The sequence below is a fragment of the Shigella sp. FC1567 genome (genome assembly GCF_001743015.1).
Classification (GTDB): domain Bacteria; phylum Pseudomonadota; class Gammaproteobacteria; order Enterobacterales; family Enterobacteriaceae; genus Escherichia; species Escherichia coli.
The window spans coordinates 1-18,180 of record NZ_MIIV01000522.1 but is presented as its reverse complement, the minus strand read 5'-3'; the positions used below and the strand labels follow the sequence as shown (position 1 = coordinate 18,180).

The following is an 18,180-nucleotide window of genomic DNA, read 5'->3' as shown; positions in this document are numbered from 1 at the left end:
ACACTGGAGCGTCTTCTGAGCCTGCTGTCGGCCTTTGAGGTCGTGGTATGGATGACGGATGGCTGGCCGCTGTATGAATCACGCCTGAAGGGAAAGCTGCACGTTATCAGCAAGCGTTACACTCAGCGCATTGAGCGACATAATCTGAATCTGAGACAACATCTGGCAAGGCTGGGACGGAAGTCACTGTCGTTCTCAAAATCGGTGGAGCTGCATGACAAGGTCATCGGGCATTATCTGAACATAAAACACTATCAGTAAGTTGGAGTCATTACCTAAATTCCTGGCGGAAGTGCGTCAGCACACCTGGTCATCCGGTACCAACGGTGTGGTGGCTGCAACGTTCTCACTGCGTCTGAAAGGCAAACCGGTGTCCTTTGTGGTACCGCTGGCGTTTGTGAAAAATCTGGATAAGACACTTACCGTGAATACCGGTGCGCTGCTGACAATGTCAGTCAGTGCCAACGGGGGAATGCCGCCGTATAAATACGCCTGGAAGAAGGATGGTCAGCCGGTTGACGGGCAGACGACAGACACCTTCAGTAAGCCAGGTGCGCAGTCCGCTGATGCGGGGAAATATACCTGCGTGGTGACCGATTCGGCAGAGAAAGCACAGAGTGTGACGTCTGTTGAATGCACCGTGACAGTGAGCGCAGCTGCCGGATAAGGGGATGGGTCATCATGAAAAAGGATCTGAAAACGCTGGCGCTGGCCAGACTGTCAGGGTTTCGTCATAAAACGGTGAAGGTGCCGGAATGGGGGAATGTCAGCGTGGTGCTGCGGGAGCCTTCGGCAGAGGCCTGGTATCTGTGGCAGGAAGTGCTCAATGGTGATGGAGAGGATGACGATACCCTGTCGGTGGTGGCGAAAACCCGCCGTAACTTGGAAGCGGATGTGACGCTGTTCTGCGATGTCCTGTGTGATACGGACCTGCAGCGGGTGTTCACTCCGGACGACCGTGAGCAGGTGCTGGCCGTCTATGGTCCGGTACATGCCCGGTTGCTGCGTCAGGCACTGGAACTGATCGCTGATGCAGAGTCGGCCAGAAAAAAGTAGCCCGCCCGGAAATTCGCTTTCTGATGCGACTTGCGCTCCGTCTGGGGCGCACCTTATCCGAACTGCGCCACAGCCTGAGTGCGAGCGAGGCGATGATGTGGATGGAGTTCGACAGGATATCCCCGCTGGGTGATGAGCGCGGGGATATCCGTAATGCACAGATCGTGAAAGCGGTTTTCGGGGCACAGGGGATGAATGTTGCACTGAAGGACGTCATGCTCTGCTGGGGCGAGGATGAGGATAAGCCGGAGGTGGATCCGTTTGCGGCGCTGGAAGACGCGCTGAGCTTTGCAGCACAGTCATGAATGATGAGAACCGCTGAGGCGGTTTTTTTACGCCCGGAGAAAGGTGAATGGCGACGTTACGTGAACTGATTATCAAAATTGTAAGCTTCCGGGGAACTCATATTGACGCGTTTTTCAGGCGCGCGTCATCGGCGGCGCATACGAACGCTCGTGGTTTGATAACGGTTGATTTATTTTGTTGCACAGAGGCGATCGCCAGGCAGGTACCGGAGGCGGGCTCTGAAGTACTGAGTAGCGTGATCGCGTCAGGCCGCGAAGTACTGACTCGGGGATTAATTGCAGGTGATGATGTACTGACCCGGGAATGACTCCGGGCTGATTCAGGTTCTTATTCGCTGTCAGCCCGCGTGGTTGCTGGTCTGGCTCATTTCCTGCCGTCAGGAGTTCAACTCCCGACTGCAGGTTATGGCCCGGTGCACGAACACCTGACGGCAGGTATCACTCACCCGGAGAAGGTAAATCCCTCAAGAGGCAGCAACTCTGCCAGTCGCTCCTCCGGCCACTCCGGCAGACGCATCAGGACGTCTGTCAACCAGGCATGCGGCTCCAGACCGTTGCGTTTCGCGGTTTCCAGCAAGCTCATTATTTGCGCGGCGCGTTCTCCCGCCATCTGCGAACCGGCGAACAGCCACGATTTTCTGCCCAGAACCACGTTTTTGATGGCCCGTTCACACACATTATTATCCAGCGGCACCGCACCATCTTCCAGGAAGCGGCTCAGTTCCACGCGATGAGACAGCGCATAGGCAATAGCTTTGTGTAATGCCTTTCCCGGAGAACATTGCGGTTCCTGCTCTTCAAGCCATGACCACAGTTCTTCCAGTATCGGACGGGCATAACGCTGTCGCCACTGGCGGATTTTTTCCACGGGGCGGCTACTGATCTTCTTCTCAAGACGGTACAACCCCGCGATTTTCTTCACGGCTATGGCAGCCCGTGGATCTTTACTGATTTTATACAGGTCGGCGAAGCCCCTGCGGGCATGGGCCCAGCATCCGGCCAGCGTGATCTCCGGCACTTTGTTTGCCAGAGTCCGGTAAGCTTTATGTCCGTCGACAACCAGCGTCCCGCCCCAGCCCTGAAGCCAGTTTTCAGGATACTCATGGCTACGTCCGGTCCGGCAGTCGAAGCACACAACTGACGGTCCCGTCCTTTCTCCACTGACGTATGCCCACAGATAACCGGAGCAGGATTTACCGCCTTTCTTCGTGTTCAGGATCTTCAGGGTAGTCTCATCTGCATGCACCACCGGACGGTTTATCAACTCGCGATGGAGTAACGCCGCCAGGGGAGATAATGCGGCACCCGCCGCGCCAACCATGTCAGCCATCGAACTGACGGGCAGCCCGACATCTGAACGGGCAAAGACCTGTTGCTGGCGATACAGAGGCAGGTGGTCACCGTATTTATTGATGATCACCTGTGCGATGACTGATGGCTCAACGGCACTTTTCGGGAGGATATGTGCCGGCATTTCACCGCTGAACACCTTCTGGCAACAGGGACAACTGTATTGCGGACGGACATAACGGTTCACCACAAAGTGAGCGGGAATATACTCCAGCTTTTCACTCACCGCATCGCGGATATAGTGCAGCGGCTCGTCACATTCAGGGCAATGGTCAGTGTCCGGCTGGATCATTTTTTCCACCCGTGGAAGATGAACCGGTAAGGGTTTGCGTATCGGGCGTGAACGGGACGCTTTTTCATCTTCTTCAGGGGATTGCGGGAGCAGTTTATCCAGATGTGCGGTAAGCGCGGCGATATCGGCATCAACATCCTCTTCGAATAGGGAGCGTTGCATACCAGCCAGCGTTTCACATTTTTTTCCGAAGCGCTGTTGACGAACCAGTTTCAGCATTTCTTCCAGAAGCTGGATGCGCCGGCTTTTCTCCAGTAATTCCCGCTCTTTTTCGGCATTCTCCGACATGACTTCTTGTACCATGGCAAGTGCCATAGCACGCAGTTTTTCGATGTCATTCGTGGTGTTGAGAGCGGAGATATCCATACAGGGGAGTATACCACTCCAGATACGGATATTCATTATTTTTCACTGAGTTAGCAGTGTATTTTTCGTGTTTTCAGGGCGCAGTTCAGGTTCATTCTGCCAGACCCATTTCGTCAGGTCATGTCCCTTAACCTGCTGCCAGTCAACACCGGCAATCAGCCAGTTAAACTCGTCGGGAGTGAGGTGCCAGGCAGCGTCATTTGCACGTGGCCAGCGGAAGCTGCCTTTGTGCAGACGGCGGGTACACAACCACACCCCGTGTTTATCCCACCGGAGAACTTTGATACGCGAACGGACTTTGTTAACAAAGACGAAGGCGGCTCCCTCATGCCATGTCGACCGGAGTTCATCCTGTATATACTGCGTCAGTGAGTCGATGCCCCGGCGCATGTCAACAGGTTTAATTGCGATGAAGACATTATCAGGACTGAGCATATTTGAGTGCCCTGAAGACATCGGTAAGTTGTGACGGCTGACAGCACATCCGTACTCCACCGGGAAGGAAGAGCGTGACTGGCTCATTCGTGACGGGCTGTGGTACATCAGCATGCAGTGGTGGCGCAATATGAACGGGAAGAACGGTCGGTTCATTTGCCCGGCGTTCAGCTTTTGCGACATCCTGCGGCCATTCGCGAAGTGATGTGAAGGGAATATCGTTGAGTTCACAGTATTGCTGACGTGTAAGACCACTGGCGCGCCAGGCAGCAACGTGCTGCCTTTTCTGTTCAATGGTCCATCGGGGTTTTGACATCGATTATCTCCGGTAAGTTGGTGAATGGATGTCGGTAATACTAACTGACCGAAGATCCCTGTGAAGATGACTTCCCCGTAACGACACTCAAAATTTCGGCAAATTCACAGTCATTCCAGTCGGAGATCCAGCGGGCGTCCCGTATGGGCAGTGAATATTACCGGACCCTGCAGAATGGCGGACGTCATGCCGCTGCTGCCGCACGGGAACAGCGCCGCGCCCTTGCAGAACTGAACAGTCAGTTGACGGAAATTCGCGGTTCTGCTGTCGGAATGGCTGGCGCATTTGCCGGTGCCTTTGCCACCGGACACCTGATTTCGCTGGCCGATGAGTGGGGTTCCGTGAATGCCCGTCTGAAACAGGCATCTCAGTCATCGGATGAATTCTCGTCATCACAGAAAGTGCTGATGGATATCAGTCAGCGAACAGGTACCGCGTTTTCGGATAATGCGGCCCTGTTTGCCCGTTCGGCTGCCTCGATGCGTGAATATGGTTACAGTGCTGATGATGTGCTGAAGGTGACGGAGGCCATTTCGACAGGACTGAAACTGTCAGGGGCTGGAGTTGCGGAATCCGGTTCGGTGATCACCCAGTTCAGCCAGGCACTGGCACAGGGTGTACTGCGTGGCGAAGAATTTAATGCTGTTAACGAAAATGGCGACCGGGTGATCCGCGCGCTTGCTGCGGGGATGGGTGTGGCCCGTAAAGATCTGAAGGCAATGGCGGATGACGGAAAACTGACAGCGGATAAAGTGGTCCCTGCGTTAATCAGCCAGCTGGGGATATTACGTGATGAATATGCGGCCATGCCGGAAACGGTTTCCGGTAGTATCACGAAGGTGGAAAACGCCTTTATGGCCTGGGTGGGCGAAGTGAATGAGGCCTGCGGGGTGACAAAAACGCTCTCCGGCGTGCTGAACGGTGTTGCCGGACAGATTGATAATGTGGCAACAGCTGTGGGGGCGCTGGTTGCCGTCGGGGTTGCCCGGTACTTTGGCAATATGGCCTCCGGAGCGATGTCTGCCACGGCAGGACTTGTGACGGCTGCACGTAATGAAGTTGCACTGGCGGAAGCACAGTTCAGGGGAACGCAGATTGCCACGGCGCGGGCAAGGGCAGCCGTGTACCGTGCTCAGCAGGCTGTGGCGGCAGCCCGCGGGACGGAGATGCAGATTGCTGCAGAGGCCCGTCTGGCGGCCACACAGGAACGCCTGAACAGAAATATTGCTGCCAGAAGCGCCGCCCAGAATGCGCTGAACAGTACAACGGCGGTGGGCTCACGTCTGATGAGCGGTGCGCTGGGGCTGGTTGGTGGCGTACCCGGACTGGTGATGCTGGGGGCTGCAGCATGGTACACGCTGTACCAGAATCAGGAGCAGGCCTGGGAGTCTGCACGCCAGTATGCACTGACGATAGATGAAATCGCGCATAAAACGCCGTCAATGTCTTTGCCTGAAGCCTCAGATAATGAAGGACGAACACGGGCGGCGCTGACAGAGCAGAACCGGCTGATTGATGAACAGGCTAGTCGGGTGAAATCCCTGCAGGAAAAAATCGCAGGATATCAGTATGTTCTGGCGAACCCGGGCTGGACGACCGGTGACGGATTCATGATAAACCATCTGACCTCGGTGAAGACCGTAACGGAAGGGCTTGCTCAGGCAACAGAGCAGCTTGCCGTTGAGCAGTCCCGTCTGGCACTGATGCAGGAAAAAGCGCAGTCCATTCAGGATGTGCTTGCCGGGCTGGAAGACCGTCGTGTGGCGTTAATTCGTCAGCAGGCGGCAGAGCAGAATAAGGTGTACCAGTCCATGCTGGTTATGAACGGTCAGCATACGGAATTCAACCGTCTGCTGGGGCTGGGTAATGAACTGCTTCAGCAGCGGCAGGGACTGGTGAATGTGCCGTTACGGCTGCCACAGGCCACTCTGGATGATAAACAGCAGAGTGCCCTGACAAAAACAGAGCGTGAGCTGGCCCTGTCCAGACTGAAAGGGGAAGAAAAAGAGCGTGTCCGACTGGGGTATGCGGCGGATGACCTCGGTTTTGTGGGTGATCCGTATCAGGAGGCGAGACAACGTTATATCAGTAATGCCCTGGAAGCCTGGCGCAATAACGAGGCGAATAAACCCAAATCCCGGGGTGGAAAATCAGAGACGGAAAAAGCGGAAGACAGTTTTTCCCGGCTGCTGAAGCAGCAGAAAGAGCAACTGGCACTGGCGGGGCAGAATACAGAGCTGGCGAAGCTGAAATACCAGACTGCGCAGGGCGAACTGAAAACCCTGACGGAGATGCAGAAGCAGGAACTGCTGCGCAATGCGGCCCTGATTGACCAGCAAAAAATCCGGGAGCAGTTGCGGTCCCGGGAAGAGACCCTGAAGAATGATAATGTGGCTGCTCGTGCATCAAATGAAGCGGAACTGCTGGGGTACGGGCAGGGAGAGCGGCTCCGTGAACGCATGCGGGAGTTGCAGCAGATCCGCGACAGTTTCCGCCAGAAGGATGCGGACCTTCAGTCTCAGTATCAGACCGGGGATATCAGTGAGGATTTTTACAGACAGGCTCTGGCACAGAACGCGCAGTATCTGAGTGAACGTCTGAAAGAGCAGGAAGCCTTTTATGCCGAATCGGATGTGCAGCGTGCGGACTGGCAGAAAGGGCTGCAGGAGGGATTCAGTAACTGGGTGGATAATGCGTCCGATTACGCCTCACAGGCAGCACAGCTTGCGACGGAGGGTATCTCAGGGATGGTGAATAACATCACGGAGATGCTGAACGGAAATAAAGTGGAATGGCGCAGCTGGGCCTCATCAGTGCTGCAGGAAATATCAAAAGTTCTTATGAATGCCGCGATTGTCAACGGGATCAAGACGGCGGCAAACAGTATGTCCGGAGCGGGAGGATTTATCGGCAGTATTGGTAGCTGGCTGGGCGGTGCGGTGGCCAATGCAAAAGGCGGTGTGTATACCTCGGCAAACCTGAGTGCGTACAGCAACAGTATTGTGGATACGCCCACGTACTTTGCCTTTGCAAAAGGGGCGGGACTGATGGGGGAGGCCGGTCCTGAAGCCATTATGCCCCTGACCCGGGCGGCGGATGGCTCGCTGGGTGTGCGAGCGGTGGGCAGTATGAACGGCAGTGCAGGTCTGGTGTATTCCCCGGTCTACCATATCGCCATTCAGAATGACGGGACTAATGGCCAGATAGGGCCGGAAGCTGCGGGCAGCCTTGTGCAACTGATTGACCAGCGGGTGCAGGCGGTGATGCTGTCCATGCGACGTGACGGAGGAATGCTGAGTGGCTGAGATAAAAACGCTGCATCTGGTCCCGCGTGAAGGGATGCAGGTGAGTGAGAAACCGTCGGTGGCGAGGGTACGGTTTGGTGACGGTTATGAACAGCGCCGCCCGACGGGACTTAATGCCCGACTGAAGACGTTTCAGGCGGTGTTCCGGGTGACGGATGAGGCGACCCGGCGATGGCTGGAAGAGTTTTTATCGTGGCATGGTGGTTACCGTGCCTTTTTGTGGCGACCGCCGAAACATAACCGGACGGTGAGGGTGGTATGCCGGGAGTGGAGCGTCACAGATAACGCCAGGTACAGTGATTTCAGTTGTACGATTGAGCAGGTGGTGAACTGATGCAGGATATTCACGAAGAAAGTCTGAGCGAGTCGGTTAAATCAGAGCAGTCACCGCGGGTGGTACTCTGGGAAATTGACCTGACGGTGCAGGGTGGTGAGCGGTATTTTTTCTGTAATGAGCTGAATGAAAAAGGGGAGCCGGTCACCTGGCAGGGGCGTAAGTATGAGGCATACCCGATTGACGGCAGCGGCTTTGAGATGAACGGCCGGGGCAGCAGTGCCAGACCGTCGCTGACGGTGTCCAATCTGTTCGGTCTGGTCACCGGGATGGCGGAAGACCTGCAGAGTCTGGTGGGGGCCACGGTGGTCCGCCGCCGGGTGTATGCCCGTTTTCTGGATGCGGTGAATTTCGTTGCGGGCAATCCGGAGGCGGACCCGGAGCAGGAGCTGAGTGACCGCTGGGTGGTGGAGCAGATGTCGCAGCTGACAGCCATGACGGCCTCGTTTGTGCTGGCTACACCGACCGAGACGGACGGGGCGCTGTTTCCCGGTCGTATCATGCTGGCGAACACCTGTATGTGGACCTACCGCTCTGATGAGTGTGGTTACACGGGCGGGGCTGTGGCGGATGAGTTCGATAAACCCACCACGGATATCCGTAAGGACAGATGCAGCAAGTGCATGCGCGGGTGTGAACTGCGCAGGAATGTCGGCAATTTTGGCGGTTTCCTTTCCATTAATAAACTTTCGCAGTAAATCCCGATTTATGACACAGACTGAATCAGCGATTCTGGCGCATGCCCGGCGGTGTGCGCCTGCGGAGTCGTGCGGCTTCGTGATAAGCACGCCGGAGGGGGAGCGGTATATCCCTTGTGTGAATATTTCTGCAGAGCCGGAGGCGTATTTTCGTATCGCACCGGAAGACTGGCTGCGGGCAGAGATGCAGGGGGAGATTGTGGCACTGGTCCACAGTCATCCCGGTGAGCTGCCCTGGCTGAGCGAGGCTGACCGGCGGCTGCAGATAAAAAGCGCACTGCCCTGGTGGCTGGTCTGCCGGGGGGAAATTCATAAATTCCGCTGTGTGCCACATCTGACAGGACGGCGCTTTGAGCACGGGGTGACGGACTGTTACACGCTGTTCCGGGATGCATACCATCTGGCGGGAATTGATATGCCGGATTTTCATCGCGAGGATGACTGGTGGCGCAACGGCCAGAACCTGTACCTGGACAATATGGCGGTCACCGGCTTTTACCGGGTGCCCCTGTCCTCTGCACCGCCGGGCGATATTCTGCTGTGCTGCTTTGGTGCTTCGGTACCGAACCATGCCACCATTTACTGCGGCAACGGTGAGCTGCTTCACCATCTGCCTGAACAACTGAGTAAACGGGAGAGGTATTCCGAAAAATGGCAACGACGAACGCATTCTGTCTGGCGTCACCGCCACTGGCACGCATCTGCCTTCACGGGGATTTGCAACGATTTGGCCGCCGCCTCAGCCTGTATGTGAACACGGCAGCGGAAGCCATTCGCGCCCTGTCGATGCAGATGCCGGGCTTTCGCCGTCAGATGAACGAAGGCTGGTACCAGATACGTATTGCCGGTGATGACACGGCACCGGAGGCGGTGTATGCCCGTCTTCACAAACAGCTGGGTGAGGGAACGGTCATCCACATTGTGCCGCGACTGGCCGGGGCCGGAAAGGGTGGACTGCAGATTGTGGTTGGGGGCGGCAGCATCGTGGGCTCTTTCTTCACTGGCCGGGGCATCAATGGCGTTATGGGGTTCAGCCCTGGCAGCCGGTGGTTTTTCTGCCACCACGATGCTGTTTTCACTTGGAGCCAGCATGATTCTGGGCGGTGTGGCCCAGATGCTGGCCCCGAAGGCAAAAACACCGGATTACCGCGCAACGGATAACGGCAGACAGAACACGTACTTTTCCTCGCTGGATAACATGATTGCCCAGGGGAACCCGATGCCGGTGCCTTACGGGGAAATGCTGGTTGGCTCCCGCCGTATATCCCAGGACATCAGCACCCGTGATGAAGGCGGGGGCGGAAAGGTCGTGGTTATCGGGCGACAGGGATAAAACATAAAAAAATCCCGCAGTGATCGCGGAGCTGCGGGGACAGACAAATGAAGATCAATGTGAAGGAGTTGTTTTTGTTACTCGGGCAAAAAAACACTAACGCAGCGAAATTATAAGCGCCACAGTCAGTGTGTGAAAATGTGAAGATATTCAGAAATTTTATTCCGTCATGACGCAGGCACCCGGTGAGGTGCCTGTTGTTTTTGTGAGTGAACAATTATCACGGTAAGAGGTGATGTAATGGGCAAAGGTGGCGGCAGGGCGCACACACCGCGTGAGGCGAAAGACAATCTCAAATCCACGCAGATGATGAGCGTGATTGATGCGATTGGTGAGGGACCGATAGAAGGCCCGGTGAAAGGCCTGCAGAGTATTCTGGTGAACAAAACCCCGCTGACGGACACGGACGGTAATCCCGTGATACACGGTGTGACCGCGGTCTGGCGTGCCGGGGAGCAGGAGCAGACACCACCGGAAAGCTTTGAGTCCTCCGGCTCTGAAACTGTACTGGGTGTCGAAGTGACCAGGGCAAAACCGGTAACACGCACCATTACGTCAGCGAACATTGACCGCCTGCGGGTGACCTTCGGGGTGCAGTCACTGGTGGAGACCACGTCAAAGGGTGACCGTAATCCGTCCTCTGTCCGTCTGCTGATTCAGTTACAGCGTAACGGTAACTGGGTGACAGAAAAGGATGTCACCATTAACGGCAAGACCACCTCACAGTTCCTTGCGTCGGTGATTCTGGATAATCTGCCTCCCCGCCCCTTTAACATCCGGATGGTCAGGGAGACGGCGGACAGCACCACGGACCAGCTGCAGAACAGAACGCTGTGGTCGTCATACACCGAAATCATCGATGTGAAACAGTGCTACCCGAACACGGCCATTGTGGGGATGCAGGTGGATGCGGAGCAGTTTGGTGGTCAGCAGATGACGGTGAACTACCATATCCGCGGTCGCATCATCCAGGTGCCGTCAAACTATGACCCGGAAAAACGCACGTACAGTGGTATCTGGGACGGCAGTCTGAAACCGGCATACAGCAACAACCCGGCCTGGTGCCTGTGGGACATGCTGACTCACCCGCGCTACGGCATGGGAAAATGTCTGGGGGCGGCGGATGTGGACAAGTGGGCGCTGTATGCCATCGGGCAGTACTGCGACCAGACGGTCCCGGATGGTTTCGGGGGGACCGAGCCGCGGATGACCTTTAATGCGTACCTGGCACAACAGCGTAAGGCGTGGGACGTTCTCAGTGATTTCTGCTCTGCGATGCGCTGTATGCCGGTATGGAACGGTCAGACGCTGACGTTCGTTCAGGACCGCCCGTCGGATGTGGTGTGGCCGTACACCAACAGCGATGTGGTGGTGGATGATAACGGCGTGGGATTCCGCTACAGCTTCAGTGCCCTGAAGGACCGGCACACGGCGGTGGAGGTGAATTACACCGACCCGCAGAACGGCTGGCAGACCTCCACGGAACTGGTGGAAGACCCGGAAGCCATACTGCGCTACGGACGCAACCTGCTGAAGATGGATGCGTTTGGCTGTACCTGCCGCGGTCAGGCTCACCGTGCAGGTCTGTGGGTGATAAAGACCGGACTGCTGGAAACGCAGACGGTGGACTTCACGCTCGGGTCACAGGGGCTGCGTCACACACCGGGTGACATTATTGAAATCTGTGATAACGACTATGCTGGGACTATGACCGGCGGACGTGTCCTGTCCATTGATGCTGCCACCCGCACCCTGACGCTGGACCGTGAGGTTACCCTGCCGGAGACAGGTACATCGGCGGTGAACCTGATTAACGGCAGTGGTAAGCCGGTGAGTGTGGACATCACCGCACACCCCGCGCCGGACCGGATACAGGTCAGTACCCTGCCTGATGGTGTGGAGACATACGGGGTGTGGGGACTCTCCCTGCCGTCACTGCGCCGTCGCCTGTTCCGCTGTGTCTCCGTCCGGGAAAACACGGATGGCACCTTTGCCATCACGGCGGTGCAGCACGTACCGGAAAAAGAAGCCATCGTGGATAACGGTGCCCGCTTTGAGCCGCAGTCAGGCTCCCTGAACAGCGTCATCCCACCGGCAGTGCAGCACCTGACGGTGGAGGTGAGCGCAGCTGACGGCCAGTATCTGGCACAGGCGAAATGGGACACGCCGCGGGTGGTGAAGGGGGTGCGCTTCAGTCTGCGACTGACCAGCGGAAGCGGAGAAGACAGCCGTCTGGTGACCACCGCTATCACTGCGGATACAGAGCATCGTTTCAGTGGTCTGCCGCTCGGGGAATACACCCTGACAGTCAGGGCAATTAACAGTTATGGCCAGCAGGGCGAACCGGCCACCACCACCTTCCGGATTAACGCGCCAGCAAAACCCGCCACCATTGAACTGACGCCGGGGTATTTTCAGATAACAGCGGTACCGCGTCTTGCGGTGTATGACCCGACGGTACAGTTTGAGTTCTGGTTTTCGGAGGCAAAAATCGCAGACACATCTCAGGTGGAAACCTCTGCCCGTTATCTGGGGACCGGCAGTCAGTGGAGTGTATCCGGCCCGCACATTAAGCCCGGGAAGGATTTCTGGTTTTACGTGCGCAGCGTCAACCTGGTGGGGAAATCTGCTTTTGTGGAGGCCAGTGGACGGGCCAGCAATGATGCAGAAGGGTATCTGGGGCTGTTTCGGGAAAAAATAGGAAAACTGCATCTGGCTCAGGGGCTGTGGGAGCTGATAGACAACAGCCAGCTTGCGGATGAGATGGCGGAGATGAAGACCACCATCACCGAAACCCGCAATGAAATCACACAGACGGTCAGTAAAACGCTGGAGGACCAGAGCGCCACCATACAGCAGATACAGCGCGTGCAGAAGGACACAAATGATGACCTTGCTGCACTTTACATGCTGAAGGTACAGAAAACAAAAAATGGCATACCCTATGTTGCCGGTATTGGAGCGGGGATTGAGGATACTGATGGCCAGCCCCTGAGCAACATACTGCTGCTGGCTGACCGTATTGCGATGATTAACCCGGAGGACGGCAACACCACGCCGTTATTTGTGGCGCAGGGGAATCAGTTGTTCATGAACGATGTGTTCCTGAAGCGGCTGTTTGCGGTGAGTATCACCTCGTCCGGCAATCCCCCGACGTTTTCCCTGACGCCGGAGGGCAGGCTGACCGCAAGAAATGCTGATATCAGCGGTAACGTGAATGCGAACTCCGGGACGCTCAACAACGTCACGATTAACGAGAACTGCCGGGTTCTGGGAAAACTGTCCGCGAACCAGATTGAAGGCGATCTCGTTAAAACAGTGGGTAAGGCTTTTCCGCGGGACTCCCGGGCACCGGAGCGGTGGCCATCAGGGACCGTTACCGTCAGGATTTATGACGATCAGCCTTTTGACCGGCAAATTGTTATTCCGGCGGTGGCATTCAGCGGCGCTAAGCATGAGAGAGAGCATACTGATATTTACTCCTCATGCCGTCTGATAGTGCGGAAAAACGGTGCTGAAATTTATAACCGTACCGCGCTGGATAATACGCTGATTTACAGTTGCGTTATTGATATGCCTGCCGGTCACGGTCACATGACGCTGGAGTTTTCGGTATCAGCATGGCTGGTGAATAACTGGTATCCCACAGCAAGTATCAGCGATTTGCTGGTTGTGGTGATGAAGAAAGCCACCGCAGGCATCAGTATCAGCTGAATTTTATAACCCATATACGGGCGCCAGAAATGGCGCCTTTTTTATTGCAGAAAAGCGAGAGGTAATTATGCGTAAAGTTTGTGCAGCCATTTTGTCCGCAGCCATCTGTCTGGCTGTATCCGGTGCGCCTGCATGGGCGTCTGAACATCAGTCCACACTGAGCGCGGGGTATCTTCATGCCCGTACGAACGCTCCCGGCAGCGATAATCTGAACGGGATTAACGTGAAATACCGTTATGAGTTTACGGACGCGCTGGGGCTGATTACGTCCTTCAGTTATGCCAATGCTGAAGATGAGAAAAAAACGCACTACAGCGATACCCGCTGGCATGAGGATTCCGTTCGTAACCGCTGGTTCAGCGTAATGGCGGGGCCGTCTGTGCGCGTGAATGAATGGTTCAGCGCGTATGCGATGGCGGGTGTGGCTTACAGCCGTGTGTCGACTTTCTCCGGGGATTATCTCCGCGTAACTGACAACAAGGGGAAAACGCACGACGTGCTGACCGGAAGTGATGACGGTCGCCACAGCAACACGTCTCTGGCGTGGGGGGCTGGCGTGCAGTTTAACCCGACCGAATCCGTGGCCATTGATATTGCTTATGAAGGTTCCGGCAGTGGCGACTGGCGCACTGACGGTTTCATCGTGGGTGTCGGCTATAAATTCTGATTAGCCAGGTAACACAGTGTCATGACAGCCCGCCGGTTCAGGCGGGCTTTTTTGTGGGGTGAATATGACAGTAAAGATTTCTGGTGTACTGAAAGACGGCACAGGAAAACCGGTACAGAACTGCACAATCCAGCTGAAAGCAAAACGTAACAGTACCACGGTGGTGGTGAACACGCTGGCCTCAGAAAATCCGGATGAAGCCGGGCGTTACAGTATGGACGTTGAGTATGGTCAGTACAGCGTTATTCTGTTGGTGGAGGGATTCCCGCCGTCACATGCCGGGACTATCACCGTGTATGAAGATTCTCAACCCGGTACGCTGAATGATTTTCTCGGTGCCATGACTGAGGATGATGCCCGTCCGGAGGCACTGCGTAGCTTTGAACTGATGGTGGAAGAGGTGGTGCGTAACGCAGAGGAGGCGAAGAAGAATGCCGGAGAGGCGGAGACGTCAGCGAGGAATGCCGGCATATCAGCCAGTCAGGCAGAAGAGAGCGCTGCAAATGCTGACACTTCAGCAGGGGATGCATCGGAGTCAGCCCGGCAGGCGGCAGAAAGTGCAGCCTCAGCAAAGCAGTCAGAGGAGGCGTCCTCGTCCTCGGCCTCTGCGGCCGCTCAAAAAGCCAGTGAGTCATTACAAAGTGCAACAGATGCTGAGTTGTCAAAAAAGACGGCAGAAAGTGCAGCCGGTAATGCAGTCAGGGATGCAACGACCGCAACAGAAAAAGCCCGGGAGTCAGCAGAAAGCGCACAGTCAGCGGAACAAAGCAGGATAGCGGCGGAAGAGGCCGTAAACCGAATCCCCACCGTGGTGGGACCTCCCGGGCCAAAGGGGGAACCGGGGCCCGCGGGTCCTCAGGGGCCGAAGGGAGATAAAGGAGAGCGTGGCGACACCGGCCCGGCAGGGGCCAAAAGGTGACAAAGGCGATCCGGGAGTGGCTGGACCAGCAGGTCCGGCAGGTGCGCCGGGGCCGAAAGGCGATAAAGGTGATCCGGGAGTAGCAGGTCCAGCAGGTCCGGCGGGGCCACAGGGACCGAAGGGAGACACAGGAGCCCCCGGGCAAGGAACAGAACTGCTTACTACTGCCAATACATGGACTCAGGCACAAACTTTTAATGGTGGTATTAATGGCAATTTGACGGTGACCGGAAACGGCTCATTTAACGATATTCAGATCCGTTCGGATAAACGCAACAAGCGAAATCTGGTAAAACTGGATAATGCGTTAGATCGTCTGGAGGCACTTACTGGTTATCTTTACGAGATACAGTACTCTGCCGACGGTTGGCAAACGTCGGTTGGTTTAATTGCTCAGGATGCACAAAAAGCATTGCCTGAACTGGTAACTGAAGACGCAGACGTTATATCTGGTGAAAAACGTCTGCGTCTTAACTACAACGGCATAATTGCATTGTTAGTCGAGGGCTTTAAAACACTTCGTCATGAGATTAAAGAACTCCGGGAGAAGTAAACGACAGCTGTTGTAGTTTCTGGTTTCTACTGAATTTAAATTGTGGGGTGACACTCACCCCACGCATTCAGAAGGGGGAGATGAGATGGGGGTAACATCGGGATGGGTAGGCTCTTCGGCTAAGAGCGAAACAGGTGAGCAGTGGATGGGAGCCGCCGGAACCAAACTGGGACTGAGTAAACCTTTTATGATGAGCCAAATGGTTGGGCGAACTATGGGCTGTAAAATTGCAACTGAGTACTATAAATGGAAATCCTCTGACAAGGTTGATAACTGGGGCGCAGTTGGCGCTGACTGGCCTTTAGAAGAAAAAAGTAAAGGTACAATTACAAACGCCGCAAGCTGCGGATCAGGGAGGCTGGTAGGGGCTGTCGTTACACTTTCTCACTTTTTGACGAACTCTACACCGACAGCTGCTGTTTATTTAGCCGGTGGTAAAGCAGTTAACATCACCGTAAACGTAGGTGGTGCTACACAAACCATGATTTATCAGGGCGTTGTTAGTGGGTTCCAGTATTACTGGTCAGGTTCTGTTAGTTCCGCTTTCGTGGAGGCAATGAAAAAGACGGGAGTACCCCAGGATCTAAAAATTAGTTAAATGGTAAATAAATAATTTTAAAAACTTCACGTTCTACATACCGGAGACGCCGGATATATAGGATATTGTTTTAAGTTGCCAGAGAAATTTTTCCGGACGGATGCTGATAATAATGATGTGCCAATGACGGCAGCATCATGGATGGCACTGAGTGAAGCGACAGAGCAGGCGATGTTTGCGAAGGGAGTGGAGATTAATACACGGCAGTTGCAGATGAAAGCCGAGGTTGAGGCGCTGACAGACCTGAAGGCGATCCGCAGTTATGTTGTCGGATGGCCTGCTGGCTGAATAAAAAAACGGGACCACGACCAGTCCCGGAACCATGAGTTTTAGGGTATTAGTTTGTTATCATAGTTAGCGTGCTAAGTATGCCATGTCAGGTTGATTAGTGAAGTGATGTTGTTCGCATTTTTGCACGGCGGAGAATATTCAGATTTTTGGAAATCCATATTTTTCCCGTGCGCGATTACATGCTTCATTTACGATGCTATTTTCGCCGGACATTGCGAATTCCCTGCATGTGGACGGTTTTTGTAAACAGAGCAATATGCGTTTTCTCCGGGGGGGCCGGCAAGAGCGCCACATCGGGGATTTTTCTGATTGGTGCCGCGCATACAGCGATGAAAAGGAGATATTTGCTCAGTGAGACTGACCGAAACCTTTCCGCCAGCATCGTCAGCTTCTGCCCAGTAAAAAGAGACGCGGAAAATGCACAACAGGCACCACACGTCATGCATGGATTCAGATTGCTCATAATTCACCAGTACAGCTATAAATCGTAAAGAGAACAGCGGTACATCGTATGTAAGAACGTACCGCGGCTGGCTGGTGAACTTCCGATAGTGCGAGTATTGAATGATTTCCAGCCGTTACCGATTTTACGTGCTAATTAGTGAACAAACCACTCGTCAGCAGACTCCCAGGTATCTTTCAGAGTTTCCTGAACAAAAGTTTTAGCTGAATCTTTATCGGCGGTGCGCGTAACAGAAAGGCCATCGTTGCTGGTAGCTTTTACGATCACCTCTACATCGTCATAACGTTTACTGATGCGTCGGGTTAATTCTTCCTTTAACGCATCCACAGCACCGGTTGGCATTTTAGTCATTTTTTCTTTGGCTATGCAGATTTCAATACGCATAAAAGTCCCTCTACACTGTGTTTGTATACAGTATCATTTTTAACTGTATGGATAAACAGTATTAAGGGTGAAGGAAAGTGATTTTTTGGGGCATGCATGGGGCAAAAATATTTGTTGTGGGGCATTTTGGGGCATGATTGGGACACTTTGTTACATATGAACTTTGCCGATTTTTATATGACATGGAAATACAACGCTTTGATTCTTCTAAATAAAAAACATGCTCTTGGGCGTTCTTTAGTGATTTTTAAAAATTCCGTATCACGCAGTTAAAGTGGCGGGCATACTCTTCAAGGCTGGTGATCCCCAACCGCACCCATTTAGGATGCGACCATTGCGGTAGACCGATGTAAATCATAACGCGTGAAGGATCTCTTCCACGCTACGCACACGGGCGATGCGCGGGTAGATATGATTAATGCTGTTATTGTGTTGCTCGGCGCTGGCGGCACTACAGGCGTCTTCGGCAATCACCAGATTAAAGCCAAGTTCCCAGGCATTGCGGGCGGTGGATTCAACACCGATATTGGTCGAGATCCCACATAACACTATTGTATCGATACCTCGGCGGCGCAGTTGCAACTCCAGATCCGTACCGTAAAACGCACCCCACTGACGTTTGATGATTTCGATATCACTGTCAGTTGCACCTAATGCAGCTGGATGTTGCCACCAGTTTTCGGGCAACACTTTAGCGGGGGAGTGCCCCTATTAAGTTGTCAAGCATGTTATGACCCCTGCGGGGTATAAAAAGTCCCGTCGCGCATCATGGCGAACAGAACGTCGCAGCGTCGTCTCGCC

The 18,180-nt window shown here is 54.6% G+C and carries 18 protein-coding genes and 6 pseudogenes; 16 read left to right on the top strand and 8 right to left on the bottom strand.

Going from position 1 to position 18,180, the window contains the following annotated elements:
• The 5 genes and pseudogenes from BHE85_RS23860 to BHE85_RS23840 all read left to right on the top strand — a co-directional run.
• Positions 1–261, top strand: a 261-nt coding sequence (locus BHE85_RS23860; protein WP_000317683.1) for an IS1 family transposase, incomplete at its 5' end; no start/stop codon positions are given.
• 16 nt (positions 262–277) lie between these two features.
• Positions 278–667: pseudogene (locus tag BHE85_RS23855) on the top strand (major tail subunit); the annotation flags it as partial.
• A 14-nt stretch (positions 668–681) separates the two neighbouring features.
• On the top strand, positions 682–1,056 hold the full coding sequence (locus BHE85_RS23850; RefSeq protein ID WP_000710952.1) for a phage tail assembly chaperone: 375 nt from the start codon (positions 682–684) through the stop codon (positions 1,054–1,056).
• Between the two features lie 23 nt (positions 1,057–1,079).
• On the top strand, positions 1,080–1,361 hold the full coding sequence (locus BHE85_RS23845) for a phage tail assembly protein T (protein ID WP_001234260.1): 282 nt from the start codon (positions 1,080–1,082) through the stop codon (positions 1,359–1,361).
• A 47-nt stretch (positions 1,362–1,408) separates the two neighbouring features.
• Positions 1,409–1,669 carry a hypothetical protein gene (locus tag BHE85_RS23840; RefSeq protein ID WP_000224021.1) on the top strand — a complete coding sequence of 87 codons (261 nt, stop codon included), beginning with the start codon at positions 1,409–1,411 and terminating at the stop codon, positions 1,667–1,669.
• A 134-nt stretch (positions 1,670–1,803) separates the two neighbouring features.
• Here the strand turns inward: BHE85_RS23840 and BHE85_RS23835 are convergent, their stop codons facing one another.
• Genes BHE85_RS23835 through tnpA form a run of 3 tightly spaced genes read right to left on the bottom strand, consistent with a single transcriptional unit; the run spans position 1,804 to position 4,120 of the window.
• Positions 1,804–3,369: an IS66-like element ISEc49 family transposase gene (locus tag BHE85_RS23835; RefSeq protein ID WP_000354985.1), complete on the bottom strand. Its 1,566-nt coding sequence runs from the start codon at positions 3,367–3,369 to the stop codon at positions 1,804–1,806.
• Between the two features lie 42 nt (positions 3,370–3,411).
• Positions 3,412–3,804: an IS66 family insertion sequence element accessory protein TnpB gene (tnpB, locus tag BHE85_RS23830; RefSeq protein WP_000950649.1), complete on the bottom strand. Its 393-nt coding sequence runs from the start codon at positions 3,802–3,804 to the stop codon at positions 3,412–3,414.
• Complete coding sequence (tnpA, locus tag BHE85_RS23825) at positions 3,791–4,120, bottom strand: IS66 family insertion sequence element accessory protein TnpA (protein ID WP_000042910.1); 330 nt, start codon at positions 4,118–4,120, stop codon at positions 3,791–3,793. The genes tnpB and tnpA overlap by 14 nt, the downstream gene beginning before the upstream one ends.
• Positions 4,121–4,164: 44 nt before the next feature.
• On the opposite strand from tnpA, the gene BHE85_RS23820 reads away from it, so the two are divergent.
• The 10 genes and pseudogenes from BHE85_RS23820 (at position 4,165) to BHE85_RS23775 (ending at position 16,529) form a co-directional block, all read left to right on the top strand.
• Positions 4,165–7,425 (top strand): phage tail tape measure protein, encoded by a 3,261-nt coding sequence (locus BHE85_RS23820; RefSeq protein ID WP_047930805.1) that lies wholly within the window; start codon positions 4,165–4,167, stop codon positions 7,423–7,425.
• Entirely contained in the window at positions 7,418–7,759 is a 342-nt protein-coding gene (locus BHE85_RS23815) for a phage tail protein (RefSeq protein WP_000807924.1), read from the top strand. Before BHE85_RS23820 ends, BHE85_RS23815 begins: the two co-directional genes overlap by 8 nt.
• Positions 7,759–8,457, top strand: coding sequence for a phage minor tail protein L (locus tag BHE85_RS23810; RefSeq protein WP_004983175.1), 699 nt, complete (start codon positions 7,759–7,761; stop codon positions 8,455–8,457). The genes BHE85_RS23815 and BHE85_RS23810 overlap by 1 nt, the downstream gene beginning before the upstream one ends.
• A gap of 10 nt (positions 8,458–8,467) precedes the next feature.
• Positions 8,468–9,211 carry a C40 family peptidase gene (locus BHE85_RS23805; RefSeq protein WP_004983163.1) on the top strand — a complete coding sequence of 248 codons (744 nt, stop codon included), beginning with the start codon at positions 8,468–8,470 and terminating at the stop codon, positions 9,209–9,211.
• Positions 9,208–9,790, top strand: a pseudogene (locus tag BHE85_RS23800) (tail assembly protein). Before BHE85_RS23805 ends, BHE85_RS23800 begins: the two are co-directional and overlap by 4 nt.
• Positions 9,791–10,030: 240 nt before the next feature.
• Positions 10,031–13,504, top strand: a complete 3,474-nt coding sequence (gene gpJ, locus BHE85_RS23795; RefSeq protein ID WP_000515059.1) for a phage attachment tail tip protein J — start codon at positions 10,031–10,033, stop codon at positions 13,502–13,504.
• Positions 13,505–13,571: 67 nt separating this feature from the next.
• A complete protein-coding gene (locus BHE85_RS23790) occupies positions 13,572–14,171 on the top strand; it encodes an Ail/Lom family outer membrane beta-barrel protein (protein ID WP_001233068.1) in 600 nt (199 codons plus the stop codon).
• A 64-nt stretch (positions 14,172–14,235) separates the two neighbouring features.
• Positions 14,236–15,643: pseudogene (locus tag BHE85_RS28550) on the top strand (prophage tail fiber N-terminal domain-containing protein).
• Between the two features lie 85 nt (positions 15,644–15,728).
• Positions 15,729–16,241: a receptor recognizing protein Gp38 gene (locus BHE85_RS23780; protein ID WP_039064088.1), complete on the top strand. Its 513-nt coding sequence runs from the start codon at positions 15,729–15,731 to the stop codon at positions 16,239–16,241.
• 75 nt (positions 16,242–16,316) lie between these two features.
• A complete protein-coding gene (locus tag BHE85_RS23775; RefSeq protein WP_001114260.1) occupies positions 16,317–16,529 on the top strand; it encodes a DUF4376 domain-containing protein in 213 nt (70 codons plus the stop codon).
• Positions 16,530–16,670: 141 nt separating this feature from the next.
• Here the strand turns inward: BHE85_RS23775 and BHE85_RS23770 are convergent.
• Positions 16,671–16,995, bottom strand: a pseudogene (locus BHE85_RS23770) (YkgJ family cysteine cluster protein).
• Positions 16,996–17,038: 43 nt separating this feature from the next.
• On the opposite strand from BHE85_RS23770, the gene BHE85_RS27920 reads away from it, so the two are divergent.
• Positions 17,039–17,134, top strand: coding sequence for a capsid protein (locus tag BHE85_RS27920; RefSeq protein ID WP_071844826.1), 96 nt, complete (start codon positions 17,039–17,041; stop codon positions 17,132–17,134).
• On the opposite strand, the gene BHE85_RS23760 is transcribed toward BHE85_RS27920, so the two are convergent.
• From BHE85_RS23760 to BHE85_RS27910, 4 genes and pseudogenes are all read right to left on the bottom strand, one after another.
• Entirely contained in the window at positions 17,131–17,379 is a 249-nt protein-coding gene (locus tag BHE85_RS23760) for a DinI-like family protein (RefSeq protein WP_001217553.1), read from the bottom strand. The two genes, BHE85_RS27920 and BHE85_RS23760, sit on opposite strands and share 4 nt — an antisense overlap.
• 253 nt (positions 17,380–17,632) lie before the next feature.
• A pseudogene (locus BHE85_RS27915) lies at positions 17,633–17,737 on the bottom strand (hypothetical protein); the annotation flags it as partial.
• Positions 17,734–18,081, bottom strand: a pseudogene (locus BHE85_RS23750) (hydrolase); the annotation flags it as partial. The pseudogenes BHE85_RS23750 and BHE85_RS27915, both read right to left, overlap by 4 nt.
• Before the next feature lie 26 nt (positions 18,082–18,107).
• A partial coding sequence (locus BHE85_RS27910; RefSeq protein ID WP_242412324.1) for a hypothetical protein occupies positions 18,108–18,180 on the bottom strand: 73 nt, incomplete at its 5' end.

Excerpts from the sequence above, each read along its gene's own strand:
- BHE85_RS23760 (WP_001217553.1), bottom strand. The coding sequence starts at position 17,379 with ATGCGTATTGAAATCTGCATAGCCAAAGAAAAAATGACTAAAATGCCA.
- BHE85_RS23790 (WP_001233068.1), top strand. The coding sequence starts at position 13,572 with ATGCGTAAAGTTTGTGCAGCCATTTTGTCCGCAGCCATCTGTCTGGCT.
- tnpA (WP_000042910.1), bottom strand. The coding sequence starts at position 4,120 with ATGTCAAAACCCCGATGGACCATTGAACAGAAAAGGCAGCACGTTGCT.
- BHE85_RS23845 (WP_001234260.1), top strand. The coding sequence starts at position 1,080 with ATGCGACTTGCGCTCCGTCTGGGGCGCACCTTATCCGAACTGCGCCAC.
- BHE85_RS23805 (WP_004983163.1), top strand. The coding sequence starts at position 8,468 with ATGACACAGACTGAATCAGCGATTCTGGCGCATGCCCGGCGGTGTGCG.
- BHE85_RS23780 (WP_039064088.1), top strand. The coding sequence starts at position 15,729 with ATGGGGGTAACATCGGGATGGGTAGGCTCTTCGGCTAAGAGCGAAACA.
- tnpB (WP_000950649.1), bottom strand. The coding sequence starts at position 3,804 with ATGCTCAGTCCTGATAATGTCTTCATCGCAATTAAACCTGTTGACATG.
- gpJ (WP_000515059.1), top strand. The coding sequence starts at position 10,031 with ATGGGCAAAGGTGGCGGCAGGGCGCACACACCGCGTGAGGCGAAAGAC.
- BHE85_RS23840 (WP_000224021.1), top strand. The coding sequence starts at position 1,409 with ATGGCGACGTTACGTGAACTGATTATCAAAATTGTAAGCTTCCGGGGA.
- BHE85_RS23810 (WP_004983175.1), top strand. The coding sequence starts at position 7,759 with ATGCAGGATATTCACGAAGAAAGTCTGAGCGAGTCGGTTAAATCAGAG.
- BHE85_RS23850 (WP_000710952.1), top strand. The coding sequence starts at position 682 with ATGAAAAAGGATCTGAAAACGCTGGCGCTGGCCAGACTGTCAGGGTTT.
- BHE85_RS23835 (WP_000354985.1), bottom strand. The coding sequence starts at position 3,369 with ATGGATATCTCCGCTCTCAACACCACGAATGACATCGAAAAACTGCGT.